10 protein-coding genes are annotated in these 14,532 nt (G+C 35.2%); 2 read left to right on the forward strand and 8 right to left on the reverse strand.

All coding sequences use genetic code 11. From position 1 onward, the window contains the following. Positions 1-287: 287 nt before the first annotated feature. Entirely contained in the window at positions 288-695 is a 408-nt protein-coding gene (locus tag DRF65_RS00635) for a type II 3-dehydroquinate dehydratase (RefSeq protein ID WP_115968009.1), read from the forward strand. Positions 696-714: 19 nt separating this feature from the next. Next, positions 715-1,155, forward strand: a complete 441-nt coding sequence (locus tag DRF65_RS00640) for a hypothetical protein (RefSeq protein WP_123947249.1) — start codon at positions 715-717, stop codon at positions 1,153-1,155. Between the two features lie 45 nt (positions 1,156-1,200). Here the strand turns inward: DRF65_RS00640 and pckA are convergent, their stop codons facing one another. The 8 genes from pckA to DRF65_RS00680 all read right to left on the reverse strand — a co-directional run bounded on the left by pckA (position 1,201) and on the right by DRF65_RS00680 (position 14,493). Further along, positions 1,201-2,817, reverse strand: coding sequence for a phosphoenolpyruvate carboxykinase (ATP) (gene pckA, locus DRF65_RS00645; RefSeq protein WP_115968012.1), 1,617 nt, complete (start codon positions 2,815-2,817; stop codon positions 1,201-1,203). Positions 2,818-2,944: 127 nt separating this feature from the next. Beyond that, the gene (locus DRF65_RS00650) at positions 2,945-3,850 is read right to left on the reverse strand and encodes a GYDIA family GHMP kinase (RefSeq protein ID WP_115968014.1); all 906 of its coding nucleotides are present in this window, start codon (positions 3,848-3,850) and stop codon (positions 2,945-2,947) included. A gap of 11 nt (positions 3,851-3,861) precedes the next feature. Continuing rightward, the gene (fabD, locus tag DRF65_RS00655; RefSeq protein ID WP_115968015.1) at positions 3,862-4,737 is read right to left on the reverse strand and encodes an ACP S-malonyltransferase; all 876 of its coding nucleotides are present in this window, start codon (positions 4,735-4,737) and stop codon (positions 3,862-3,864) included. A 71-nt stretch (positions 4,738-4,808) separates the two neighbouring features. After that, on the reverse strand, positions 4,809-6,749 hold the full coding sequence (locus DRF65_RS00660; RefSeq protein ID WP_228438424.1) for a LysM peptidoglycan-binding domain-containing protein: 1,941 nt from the start codon (positions 6,747-6,749) through the stop codon (positions 4,809-4,811). Between the two features lie 38 nt (positions 6,750-6,787). Then, a complete protein-coding gene (gene bshC, locus DRF65_RS00665) occupies positions 6,788-8,374 on the reverse strand; it encodes a bacillithiol biosynthesis cysteine-adding enzyme BshC (protein ID WP_115968018.1) in 1,587 nt (528 codons plus the stop codon). Positions 8,375-8,386: 12 nt separating this feature from the next. Continuing rightward, positions 8,387-10,324: a putative porin gene (locus DRF65_RS00670; RefSeq protein WP_115968020.1), complete on the reverse strand. Its 1,938-nt coding sequence runs from the start codon at positions 10,322-10,324 to the stop codon at positions 8,387-8,389. 105 nt (positions 10,325-10,429) lie between these two features. Beyond that, positions 10,430-11,617, reverse strand: a complete 1,188-nt coding sequence (locus tag DRF65_RS00675; RefSeq protein WP_115968021.1) for a RagB/SusD family nutrient uptake outer membrane protein — start codon at positions 11,615-11,617, stop codon at positions 10,430-10,432. Between the two features lie 11 nt (positions 11,618-11,628). After that, on the reverse strand, positions 11,629-14,493 hold the full coding sequence (locus DRF65_RS00680) for a SusC/RagA family TonB-linked outer membrane protein (RefSeq protein WP_115968023.1): 2,865 nt from the start codon (positions 14,491-14,493) through the stop codon (positions 11,629-11,631). Positions 14,494-14,532 lie beyond the last annotated feature (39 nt).

Genomic DNA, 14,532 nt, shown 5'->3' on the forward strand with positions numbered 1-14,532 from the left:
TAAGTTGTTTTTCTATTAAATACTCTGTTTCATAAAAAAATTTAATTTTATATTAAGTTCATACATTCATCTGGTTAACAATATCCATCATATTCTTAATAAAAAAGAATAGATTTTGAATTCCTGCAACAAAAGTACTCCCAAAGCCATAATGAGTAAATAGTAGATATCCATCATTTTACAAAAAAATCAACCCTAATCACTTCTTCAGATATATCCAGCAAAATCTGAAAATTATCTCCATCAATAATGGCTGGAAAATATTTATCTTTGGGTAAATTCATTTTATGAAAGTATTAATTATTAATGGGCCTAACCTCAATCTTTTAGGCACCAGAGAACCGGAAATCTATGGTACTGTTTCCATGGAAGCTTATTTGAAAAACCTAAAGTCTGAGTTTCAAACTCATGAGCTGAAATATTATCAGTCCAATATTGAAGGAGAGCTTATCAACAGGCTTCAGGAAGATGATTTTGATGCAGTAGTGATTAACCCGGGAGCTTTCACTCACTATTCCTATGCTATTGCTGACTGCCTGAAGAACATCCGGAAACCAAAGATAGAAGTGCATATCAGTAATATTTATAAAAGAGAGGAGTTCAGACAGAAATCCGTAACCGCAGCGTGTACTGATGCTGTATTATCCGGCTTTGGAATGGATGGATACAGATTAGCTTTACTGAGCCTAAAGTAAGTTCAAAATGATAGATTTTATGAAAATAAAAGGTAAAATTTATTGTAATAAAATTTCGGTTTATCCCAATCAGCTCACCAAGAGAAAATCATATATCATTGAAGAAATAAGCTCTGATAATGTCAGAATCTGGAATGATGAGAATAAACTTAAATGGTACTCAAAATTTAATTTCAGTTTAAATAATGAACCTGAAATAGTATCAATTCATATAGATGATGAAATACTGTATGAAGAATCTGATACTGTAGAAGTAACCATTACCTTCTCAAACCACAATAAATATTGGGTAGTCTTTACTACCCCAAAGTATTTAAATGAAGCATTGAATGAAGAATCTTTTTACTTAGTATCTAAATATATTATTGTCAAAAAGATTAATGAACAATCAATTCGATCAGCAATTTATAAACTGGACGAACAAAATGAATTAATCGAAAATTGCAGAAAATATCAATAAAAAAGCCTCATCAGTGATGAGGCTTTTTATTTGTACTATATCTGATTAGATAGTTTGTTCCTGTAATTGAGGACCTGAAGCAATCAATCTCTTACCTTCTTCAGTATCACAATACTGTTCGAAGTTTTTGATATATCTTGAAGCAAGATCTTTTGCTTTCTCTTCCCATTCTGAAGCATTCTCATAAGTATCTCTAGGATCTAAAATACCTGCAGAAACGTTTGAAAGTTCAGTAGGAATTTCAAGGTTCATGATTGGAACCTGAGTTTTAGGAGCGTTATCAATAGATCCGTCAATGATCGCATCAATGATCGCTCTTGTATCTTTTAAAGAAATTCTCTTACCTGTACCATTCCAGCCAGTGTTCACTAAATATGCTTTAGCTCCGTGCTCTTTCATTTTTCCGATCAATGTTTTAGAATACATTGTTGGGTGTAATGTAAGGAACGCTTCACCAAATGCCGGTGAAAAAGATGGCTGAGGTTCAGTAATTCCTCTTTCAGTTCCTGCTAATTTAGACGTATAACCGCAAAGGAAGTGGTACTGAGCCTGATCTTCGTTCAGGATAGAAACCGGAGGAAGTACTCCGAATGCATCCGCAGAAAGATAAACAATCTTTTTAGCATGGCCAGCCTTAGATGGCAATACAATCTTGTTGATATGATAAATTGGGTAAGAAACTCTTGTGTTCTCAGTGATAGATCCGTCTGTATAATCTGCTACTCCATTGTTAACAACAACGTTTTCAAGAAGTGCATCTCTCTTTATTGCAGCGAAGATATCCGGTTCTTTTTCTTCAGATAAATCGATAACTTTAGCATAGCATCCACCTTCATAGTTAAATACTCCATTGTTATCCCAACCATGTTCATCATCACCAATAAGATATCTTTTCGGATCTGCAGACAAGGTAGTTTTCCCTGTTCCTGAAAGACCAAAGAATAAAGCTACATCACCTTTTTCTCCTACGTTAGCAGAACAGTGCATTGAAGCCATACCTTTTAATGGAAGGTAATAGTTCATCATAGCGAACATTCCTTTTTTCATTTCACCTCCATACCAAGTACCACCAATAATCTGTAGTTTTTCAGTAAGGTTGAACATGATAAAGTTTTCAGAATTTAATCCTTGAGCTTCCCAGTTAGGGTTTGTTGTTTTAGAACCGTTGATTACTGTGAAATCTGGCTCTCCAAAGTTTTCAAGCTCATAGTGAGAAGGACGAATAAACATATTAGTAACAAAATGCGCCTGCCATGCTACTTCAACGATAAATCTTACTTTAAGTCTCGTATCTGCATTCGTTCCGCAGAATGTATCTACTACATAAATCTTTTTAGATTCAGCAAGCTGGTTCAGCACTAGTTCTTTACAAGACCCGAAAATTTCTGCATTAGTAGGTAAGTTTACTTTACCATCCCAGAAAATAGTATCTCTTGTAACATCATCCTGAACAATATATCTGTCTTTAGGTGAACGACCTGTGAAAATTCCTGTTTTTACTGATACCGCGCCCGATTCCGTAAGTTCCGCTTTCTCAAACCCCTGATTTTCAGGAGAAACTTCAGCCTGGTACAATTCTTCATAAGAAGGGTTATACACTACTTCATAGTTTCCTTTAATCCCTAATTTCTCTAAATCCTGGATGATTTTAGTGTTTTTCATTTTACTTATATTTTCTATTTCTTTATTGACTTCAACAAAAATAATATTAATTATTTGTTAAAGGTGGTTTAAATATACTGATATAAGTCAGAATGACAAATAAAAAAACCCGAACGTAAAATACTGATTATAAATTAATTAAATTTTTCCATTCAAAAATAGTGGTGAAACCTTTCTCCCAAAAATAGTCTTTAAAGCCCCCAAATTTGGCACTCAGGACAAAATCTCCGCCCCATGCGCCCAAACTTTTTATAAATACGGGGCAATCTGAGAATAATTTTTCTTTAACTGTAGGAATTTCAATAAAATTGGAAATTTTACCCTCATGAATCATCATTAATTCAGAAAAATTTTCCAATTCATTGCATAATAAAATTTTCTTTGTGATATCTGAAAATTCATTTACTAATTCCTGAGACTTTGTTTTTGACTTATAAAGACTGATTGCTTCACGGCTATCCTGCTTCTGATTTAAATGGATAAAGATCAGTTCATTTTTAAAAGAAGGATTAAAATCTACTTTCTCATATCTGATCTCAGGTTTGCTCTGAAAAAGTACTGCAGATTTTTCTTTTGCAACAGCAATATCATATCCACTTCCGCCTAAACTGATTGTATTTAAATAAAAAGGATCTATTTCTGCCCACTCCGAAAGGTTATTCATTAAGGTTGAACTGCTTCCAAGGCCAAAATCAGCAGGGAACTGGAGGTTGGTTTTTAAGTGATAAGTAAAGTCGTTTTTGAATTTTGTAGCAGAAAGCTGCTGAACATTCTTTAATGTTTTTAAAATAAATTCAGCGCTTGATGGAATATTGGTTTCAAGAATCTGCCAATTTTTATAATTGATGACAGCTTTTAACCAAGGTTGATTCTGATGGAGTGCTTCCCAAAGTATCAAAGACTGATTATCATCTTTTTCTTCAAAGAAAAACTCTTGTCCCAGCCTGGTAGGTACCGCTAAGACAAGAGCTCCGTCGATTGCGAAATATTCTGAAGTAAGCATAAGCTTGCCCGGTGAAAATATCGCACTCATATTTTTAATAATTAGATCGCAGAATTAGATTCTACAGATCCGTCAATTTTTTTGATCAATCCCTGAAGGGTTTTTCCCGGTCCTACTTCTATAAAGTTAGACGCACCGTCTTTAATCATATTCTGTACAGACTGAGTCCATTTTACAGGTCCTGTAAGCTGAGCAATAAGGTTTTGCTTGATCTCATCAGGGTTCGTCACTGCTGTAGTGGTAATATTCTGATATACGGGAATAGTCGCTTTTCTGAATTTCGTATTTTCGATAGCTGCTGCTAATCTTTCCTGAGCCGGCTGCATCAATGGTGAATGGAAAGCTCCGTTTACCGGTAACAATAAAGCTCTTTTTGCCCCTGCTTCTTTCAGCTTTATACAAGCTTCTTCTACTGCAGAAGTTTCTCCTGAAATTACCAGCTGTCCCGGGCAGTTATAGTTTGCCGGAACTACGATTCCACTGATCTGTGCACAGATTTCTTCAACTTTAGCATCTTCAAGACCTAAAATAGCTGCCATTGAACTTGGATTAGCATCACAAGCATCCTGCATAGCCTTAGCTCTCTCTGAAACCAATTTCAAACCATCATCAAAAGATAAAACGCCGTTAGCTACTAATGCTGAGAACTCTCCTAAAGAGTGTCCTGCCACCATTTCAGCTCCAAGCCCGTTTACTGCTTTTAATGCTGCTACTGAATGTATAAAAATTGAAGGCTGGGTAACCTCTGTTTTCTTAAGATCCGCATCCGTTCCGTTAAACATAATGGAAAGAATATCGAAACCTAAAATTTCATTGGCAGATTCCATCAGATCTTTAATATCTTTTCTAGAATCATACAATTCTTTTCCCATTCCTATGAACTGAGAACCCTGCCCTGGAAATACAAGTGCTTTCATGTATTGAATTAAATATTATGCAAATATAACTATAATGTTAACAATATCTTTTACACAAAGATAAATATCATCTAAGGTACTAATCTGATGACTCTGTAACCTGTGTTTACATAAGCTCCGTTTGCCTTAGATTTTACAAACTCAAATTTTGTTGCAAGCTGAGTCTGCACCTTATTCATTTGTTTGAAAATTTCTCCTTTTTTATTTTCTCTTGTCAACATATCATTTACCACGTCAAAACCTACGATCGCATATTTTGGAGGAGTCTTGCAATATTTGCTTTTGTAAGCTGCAAGAATCTCTTTTTCAAAGTTACCATCGGTATTGATTTTTCTGTCCATCAGATAGACCAGACTTGCCTGGCTCAGATCATCTACTTTCTTTTCGAAGACAGGAGAATAGAACATACTGAAAGCTTTTACTCCCTGTACTTCTTTAGAAAGAGCAATCATTTTATTAGCGAAAGCTTCTCCCATATCATCATTCGCTAAAACAGCAATAACCGGAGCAGACTGACCTGTCATCATATTCTGATCCAGCTGAATATCTGCCGGAGAGTTTACAATAACAATATTAGGATTTTTCACTGCTTTTTCAAGACCTGATTTGATGTAATTGGCATTTTCTTTCTTACCATCTGCCACTACGTATATTTTTTGATCTGAATATACAGCTTTTACTTCTTCTACAATCTTATCTGCATATGTCTGATTGTTTGTTTCAACAATGATCAGATTGTTATAATTATATAATTCCGGTGTGTTGGCAAATGGTGCTACTACAGGAATTTTTTGATTTTTAGTAAAATCCAACACATCAATTACATTGGACTTAAAGAATGGTCCGATGATAAGATCTGTATTTTCAGGATTGATCTGCGTAAGAGAGTTTTTAAAAGAGGCTTCATTTCCAGAGTCTACAATTTTGATATCCAGTTTCTGACCTCCTCTAGCATTTCTTTCAATAGCAAGCTTAGCTCCCGTTAAGAAATCAAGGGCCATTCCTCTGTATTGAGTTTCGTTGGTACTATATCCGAAAGGAAGCATCATTACAACACTTAATGCATCACCGCTTTTCTTAACGTATACAGGATCCTGTTTTTTGATTTTCAGGACCATTCCGGATTTTAATCCTTTTGACAAATCCGGGTTAAGAGCGATCAATTCATCAATACTTACTCCAAACTTATTGACAATGGAGAATACGGTATCTCCCTGCTGAACTGTATAGGTAACATAGTCATCACTCACCACCACATTACTGGAAGCTGTTGATGATTTTTCATTCCCAGAGTCCATTTTTGTTTTTGGGTTGGTTGTTTCAGCTACAGGTTCTGTGTTTGATCTTTTTATTTTGATGGTTTCACCAGGCTTTAATCCCTTTTCCTCCAATCCAGGATTTAAAGTATAAAGGTCCTGTTGGCTGATTCCAAACTGTTTTGTAATTCTGTAATAATTATCTTTTGCCTGTATCACATAGCTTTCTCCTTCTACAGCAGGTGTAGTTGGTGTAGCTGTCACTGTTTTTTCAACAGGAGCTTCTACAGGCTTTGTTGCCGTTACTGTTGGCTGATCACCGCCATATTTTTTAATGCTGGCAAGAGGTAATGTGATTTCATCACCGATTTTCATGTTAGAATCCAATTCAGGATTCAGTTTTCTTAAATCAGTTTCAGAGATTCTGTATTGTTTTGTAATTCCATAGATGGTTTGCTTAGGCTGTAAAATAATTTTACCCACCGAAGTTCCCGCAATAGTACCTACTTTTTCAGGTACAGCAGTTTTGGGAGCAACCGAAGTTACGGCCTTTTCTGTTTTTACGGCTAAAACATCTCCGATAGCCAGCTTGCCATCTTTATGTTTAGGGTTTAGTTTCAGCAATTCATCTACAGTCATTCCATACTTCTTTGCAATGTTGTAAGGATTATCACCTTGTACAACGGTGTGCGATTTCTGGGCTGAAACTCCCAAAACCATACATAAACTGGATAGAATAAAAAACCTCTTTATCATATTCGATAATTATAATTTACAAAAATACTTCTTTAAAATTAAATGGCAACAATTATTAATTTGGAATCTTGAACCACCATCTCTTCCAAACAATTTTCAAGCCATGGATAGCCTTCATCGGAAAAGAATACGCTAAAGTTAAAAACTCTTTCCTGCCATGTTTTAGAAGGGTGTACCTCTAAAAACAGATTTTCAAGTCTTTCCAATAATTCGTTCTGCTTTATTTTTTCTGCATGTAGAAGACGTTTCTTCATTCTTTTAAATGATTTCAGCTGCCTCACTTCTTCTGCTTTCACCATATTTCCAAAGGATTTATCTGTAGTTTCAGCAGAAGCTTTCAGCTCTGCAAAGTTGTTGGCCAGAGTCTCTTCTTCTTTATTCAGTAATGCTAAAATAGGATTATCGTTTAAAATCTTATGATTGGTAATCACTGTAAAATTCTGGAAAAAATCTTCTATTTTAAGATCCAGTTTTTCAATTTTTCCTACTGTTTTCTCCTTCAGGAAAAGCATAGAGTTTCTTGGGATCAGGATGGGGAAAGGAATATTTACTTTTGAGAAATAATCTTTCAGTTCCAGCCAATACATGATTTCGGCATTTCCTCCGATATAAGCCAGATTCGGAAGTACTTTTTCCTGATATACCGGACGCATTAAAGCATTCGGGCTGAATTTTTCCGGATGATTTTCAAGTTCAGCAATGATCTCTTCTTCGGTAAACTGAATATTTGTATCTACAACAAAATATTTCTGCCCGTTAAAATCTATCCTGTCTCTGGTTTCGGAAAGATAAAAAAGATTAATCTCACGGGGATTTACCTGTACCTTTCCATATTTCTCAGTCAGGAACTCTACTTTATCTCTCGAAGTTTTCTGTAAACTGAAATGAAGCAGCTCATCTTTAAAAACCTCTTTGATCTGCTCTTTTAATTCCTTTGAACCTCCATCCAACATTAATAATCCAAAATTGGAAAAAAGACGGTTTACCAGGATCTGGATAGCTTTTGTCAAAGTATTTCCCTCCTTATAAGCTTCTTTGAGCATTAAGATCAACTCTGTCCCAAAAACAGAATCCTTAAATTCTTTTTCAAACTCAGAGATAAAATAGGTATCATTAATCTGAATTCTCCCTACAGGGCCCCCAGATTTTTCATTGGTTTCATAATAACTATTCTCTGTTTTAAAATGATTGATCTCAGCAAAATCATGATCTTCAGAGGCCATCCAATACACCGGAACAAAATTAAAATCCGGAAAAGATTCTTTAAGATAAGTACAGGTCTTTATGGTCTGTAAAATTTTATAGATAAAGAAAACCGGCCCTGAAAACAGATTCAGCTGATGTCCTGTTGTAATGGTAAAAGTATTGGGTAGTTTCAGATTTTCAAGATTTTCTTTCTGTTTTGAAGAAAGAGTGAGATCCGACAACTGTTTTTCAAACACATTAGATAATATATTCCTCTGTTCCGAAGAAAAGGAATCTTTTTTTAAATGGATCTGCTGGCTGAAATGCTCCACAGAAAATGTTTTGTTTTCAAAACCCTCAATCTTCTGATTCAAAAAGTCTTTTACTAATTGAGGTATGCTTTCTATATCATTAAATGATATTTTATTAATTGTTTTCAACCTGTATCGTTTTTAGTTGAACAAATACCACAGAATTCCGATATTCAGTCTGAAATCATATACCGGATAATGTGGAAATGCATAAGCTTTGTTATTTGAAATAAAGGTTCCAATTTGTTGTCCTTCTATGAAAAAGAACATTTTCTTTACCTTCATATTAATATATAGATCAGCAATAGGCTGCCCTCCAATGGAGAATGAATTTGTACCGGGAAGAACATACTCATTAAGAACAGGGAAATACTCTCTGGAATTAAATTTAGAGAAGTAATACACCTTAAGTCCTGCCTGAATTTCTGCTGCTTTTTTAAATGCCTGAGTCTGATAGAAGAAGTTTGCTCTCCCTACAAAACCTGGCATTGGAAGCAAATTCTTATTGGTTAATGTATTCTGGAAATGCAGTCTTGTATTCAAATGGAATTTACCATAACTGAAAGTGGCATCTCCTCCGATCTGAGAAATATTCAAAGAACTTTCACTCTGTTTTGGAGCTGCATTATTATCAAAATAGGTATAATTGTCGATTCTGAAGTAATTGGCAAAAAGTTCTGTTTTAAACCATTTCAGATTAATACTTCCTCCAAGTTCCATTACAGATTGATTCTTGGCATTTTCAAGATAATAATTGAAATTATTATATACCGAAGTATTCAATAAATAGTTGAATGACGGATAAGCGCTTTGGAAGTTTACTTTTGCATTGACAAAGTAATCTTTTATGGGCTCAAACTTCAGATTGTTTGTTGTTCTCAGATAACTTTTGAACTGGCTTCCGTTTGAGAATTCAAGGAATGAGTTCAATTGTACTTTATCCCAAAGTTTCACCTGCAGGTTTCCAACAGCTCCGATTCTGTTTTCTTTAAGCTCCCCAGGAAAAGGAACCCCATTAAGAGCTACTATATCTCTTATCCCAAGTTTAATCATCTGATAACGTACACCGGCATCTAATCTGAACTTTTCATTATTGAAAACCAAGCTTAAAGCATTACTCAGATTGCTGGAATACTTTTTCGTTGTTAAAGGAAATTCATTGACTAAATCTGTAGGGGCCTTATACCAATATTCTTCCAAAGCATTTTGGTTATAATAATATTTGTTACCCTGATGGGAAATGGTATGTCTGATACTGAAGGGAAATTTTTCAGCATTGAACGGCGTAAACTGATGACTCAGATAATATCTTCTGTAGGCATATTGTGAGCTGGTTGAAGCTAAATTAACCTGAGCATTTTGTCTGTTCTTATAATTACTGTCTCCACTTTGAAACAGATTGTCTTCGGTAATTCCTCCACTTTCCTGATTGTTGATATTCTGATGAAGGTAGTGAGCGAAAAGTTCATAGTTTCCGCTCTTGGAAACATAATGTCCGGAGAATATGGTATTGTTGTTTGCAGCAAGGGAGTTTCTGTAAAGCCCTTGTGAGCGAAGCCCCATATATTCAATGGCAAAATTGAATCTTTTCCCGATATTTTGAGTATAGGTAGAGTTTAGTGCTGCCCCATTTCTCATCGCATTATGATAGATAAATGTTGCAGTAGGTGTTTTTACATCATAGTATTTTACATCGTTAGCACCAAGAATCATGTAAGCTTTGTTGGAAGGCAGTAAAGATAAGTTCTGTTCAGCATTCACCTCAAATACCAACGGATTAAATCCTGATCCAATATTGGCAGGTTGTATTCTTCCGAAGTTGTCTCTATTATTATATTGTGAAAAGATATAAGTCTTATCAAAAGTCATTACAGTATCAAAAACTTTTTTTCCTGAAAACTGGGTCTGGTACTGATAATCGTTGATGGTAGGTTTAAAAATTTTCAAGGAATCTTTCTTCCCGGAGTCTATGACCAGAGTGTCTTCCGGCTTTTTATCTTGTTGGGTATTTTCTGCCTTAGCAACCTGTGCATTGGCAATAAAACCGAGGAAAGTGATTATGAAAAGGATATACTTCATTATTCATTATTGTTCAGCAAAAATAAGAAATAATAGTAAATAAAAACCCCTGCTGTGAGCAGGGGTTCTCTATATAATATGTTAAATATTAATATAATCTATAGATTAGTTAGTTAAAAACTCATTAGCATCTACAGCTCCCTGAGGGAAAGGCAGTTTATACTTTTCACCTTTAAGCTTAAGATCAGACCATCTTACCCACTCGAAAGATAATTCTACTCTTCTTTCATCATCCAGAGAAAGACTAGATTTTCTAGCTGCCTGGAACTCAGTAAGCCTGTTAGTATTTCCTGCTTCTGCAGAAATAAGGTACATTTCAGGAATTCTTGAGATTAAAAGATCTGAATCTTCAGCTCTGGTATATTTATTTGAGAAAATAAAATTCCCTGTTGATGGAGCTTCAGCTATATCAAATAATGACTTTCTTGTATCTGTTGGCCCTAAAAGCGCTACCAGATTCTTTGACGCAGCAAAGCAGTTCCATGTGTTAGCATCATAGCTCATAATCCATCCCCAAACTCCGTTACCTTCAGCTAAATTTCCTGCAAGCTTATAGATAACTTCTGAATCATTGTTCTTTGGATTGGCAGAAATACTGAATTTACCACTCTTAATCAAAGCTTCTGCTTCTGCACCTGCACTTGCAATATCACCATTCATTCTATAAACTCTTGCAAGAAGAGCCATAGCAGCTTCTTTTGTAGGCTTAAGTCTTGTTTTAATATCAGTTGCACTTGCAGATTCTACATTATCTTTTGCATATTTCAGGTCATTGATAATGAAGTTTAATACTTCTTTAGGAGAGGAAGCTTTGATTGGATTAAAATCATAGTTCTCGTCAACCAAAGGAACTCCTTCATATAAATCATATAATCTTAGGTAAGTTAAAGCTCTTACATATCTTGCTTTTCCTTTTTGAGCATTAGAAGCTGTAGGAACTTTCAAAATAGTATTTGCTCTACTGATAGCCTTATAAAAATCTTTATAGAAATAACTCAACATTACATCCCCCGGAGGTGTTGCATGATCATAAAGATACTGAATCTGAAAGAATTGAAATTTAACAGGATCATAGTTATCTCTTGCCATAATTTCCGAAGCCATAATCGCAAAATATCCGTAAGTGTTAGGATTCATAACAACACTGTATGAACCTATCAATAATTTATCAACATCATCTGAAGATAATGGAGAGTTTGCATCCAATGCAATCTCAGATTTTATATCTAATGCGTTATCACAAGAACTTAATGTTAATCCAAGTGCTAATAGTAATATGCTTATCTTTTTCATTGTAATTCTAATTAAAAATTAATATTCATTCCTATGCTATACACTTTTACGTTTGGAATACCATTAGTATCTACTCCTGATGAAATTTTAGAAGTATCAGCAAAACTTTGGTTAACTTTAAGTGATCTGTCATAGTAATAAGCTTCCGGGTCAACACCTGAATACTTAGTGAATGTGAATGGATTTCTTACCTGAGCGTAAAGTCTCATTGATTTAATGAATTTCAGGTTAGTTTTATCGAAGTTATATCCTATTGTGATATCAGTAATTCTTAAATAATCAGCATTTTCCAAGAATCTTGTTGACTGCTCATTGTTCCAAGCAGCAACAGCGGATGCCATATGAGGACGAGGTACATTAGTATCTCTATTATCAGGAGTCCAATAATTCATTTGATCAGCAACCATGTTTGGAGAGTAAGAAGGGTATCCTGTAGGAGCCCCTGCTTCCTGCTTTTGCTTGTACATAGCATAAATTTTCTTCCCAATAGAATATTGTGCGTTGATAGATAAATCTAACTTATCATATGTGAATGTTGTAGAAAGACCTCCATACATTGGAGCAATACCACCATTGAATACGACTCTGTCATTAGTATCAATTTTTCCATCTCCGTTAACATCTCTATAGATCATATCACCAGCCTGAACCACTTTTGTTACATTACCAGCCTGATCTTTATATTCGTAACGTTCTTGAGCAATTCCAACTGCATCATATAAATAGAACGAACCTAAAGCCTCTCCTTCTTTTACGATAGAAACAAATCCTGTTGTAAACTGGCCTGATTTAGTACCAATTTTCTCAACAACGTTTTTGTTGTAAGAGAAGTTCGCTCCAAAATCCCATTTGAATTTTTCTCCTCTGATGATTTTTGTATCTACACTGATTTCAATCCCTTTATTATTGATTGTTCCAATGTTACTTAACCTATTGCTAAATCCTGACTCCTGTCCAATTGGAAGTCTATATAACAAATCACTAGTTGTTTTATTATAGTAGTCAACAGTTAAGTTTACTCTTTTGTTGAACATTGACAAGTCTAAACCTGCATCAAAAGACTTTCCTTTTTCCCACTTTAAAGTTTCGCTGTTTAATGTTAAAACAGCCATACCTGGCTCCTGGTTTTGGTTCTCTCCTGAAGAAATTAGCTGCATACCTGCAGAATAAGGGATACCAGTTTGGTTACCTGTAAGACCGTAAGACGCTCTTAACTTAAATTCATTAATGAAAGGAACTTTGAAAAACTCTTCGTTAGACACTGTCCATCCTAATGACGCAGCAGGGAAGCTACCCCATCTGTATCCATCTCTGAATTTAGAAGAACCATCATATCTTGTTGAAACCATTAAGTGGTATTTGTTTTCCCAGCTAACCTGAGCTCTTCCAAAGAAAGAGTATAATGCCATGGAATAAATATTCGAATCTCCTTTATTAACAATACCAGCAGCAGATAACCAAGGTAAGTCATTTGAAACGAAGTTTTCTCCATAAACTGAAGAATCCTCATAGTCCCATCTCTGGAAAGACTGCCCAACCATTACATTCACCTTCAATCTATTGTCAAAGAATCCTTTATCGTAAGCAGCAGTATTTTCTATTAGATAATCTCTGTTATTAGCAGTAAGATATGCTCCATATCCCCATGGCTGTCCTTCTCTCTCACCTCTCCTTGTATTTGGAGCATCAAATCTGTTATATCTGCGAGAAGCAATATTTCCACTTAAGGACGTTTTTAAAGTAATTTCTTTAATAGGATTATAAATTGCAAAGAAATTTGCTCCTACAGTCTGCCATTTGTCAGTTACTTGTCTTTCAAAGCCCCATAATGGATTGTTGTAATTAAACCTGTTAATTTTACCATTTGCAGCGTAAGGAGCTAAATTTGGTGGAGCAGCCATTGCATTAGAATAAGGCTGATAAGTATCATTATCGTCAGCTACTGGCTTTGCACTTGAATAAGTAAAATATGAATTTACTCCAATTTTAAAATTATCTGCGAACTTTTGTTCAACATTTAATCTTACTCTCGAAATTTCAAAATCATCACCACGGATAATCCCCTCCTGTCCGATATGACCTGCGGAGAAATACATTTTAGAAGATTCACCACCAGCTGTAAAACTTACTTGGTTATTGGTTACAGATCCAGTTCTTAGAACAAAGTCCATCCAATCAGTATCAATCCCTGTATTTGGCATTGGAGTAAGTGTCGCCATATTAGCAGGAGGTGCTGCTGTACCTGCTGCAATATCATTCAAGTAATTTTGTCTTGCAACATCATGTACCTGCTTATATTGCTGAGCATTAAGCAACCTTGGTCTTTTAATAATCTCCTGAATACCATAAGATGTTGAAAAACTAACCGCTGGTTTTCCGTTATATCTACCGCCTTTTGTTTCAACCAATACTACCCCATTGGAAGCTCTGGAACCATAGATTGCTGCAGAAGCTGCATCTTTCAGGATTTCCATGCTGCTGATATCTTCTGGAGAAAGGTTTCCTAAAGATTCCTGAGGGACACCATCAATAATGTAAAGTGGGTTATTGGATGCACTTAATGACCCATTTCCCCTGATGCTGATTTTGGTTTCATTTCCTGATCTACCACCTGTGTTGGCAACTTGTACCCCAGGTGCTTTTCCTTGTAATGCTAACTCAACAGATGCAACCGGTTTGTCTTGTAAAACATCACTTTTAACCGTTGTAATAGATCCTGATACATCACTTTTCTTCTGCTTACCATAACCAACCATCACAACCTCTTCGATCTGAGTTTCTTTGGCAGCAGTATCCTTCTTAACCTTTTGAGCAGAAACAGCATTCCCTATAAAGAATAATGCCCCAACGCTCAATACACGTAGTTTAACATTCATATTAACAAATTTTAATATATTTTAGTCGCAAATATGTTA

Source organism: Chryseobacterium pennae, from assembly GCF_003385515.1.
Taxonomy (GTDB): Bacteria; Bacteroidota; Bacteroidia; order Flavobacteriales; family Weeksellaceae; genus Chryseobacterium; species Chryseobacterium pennae.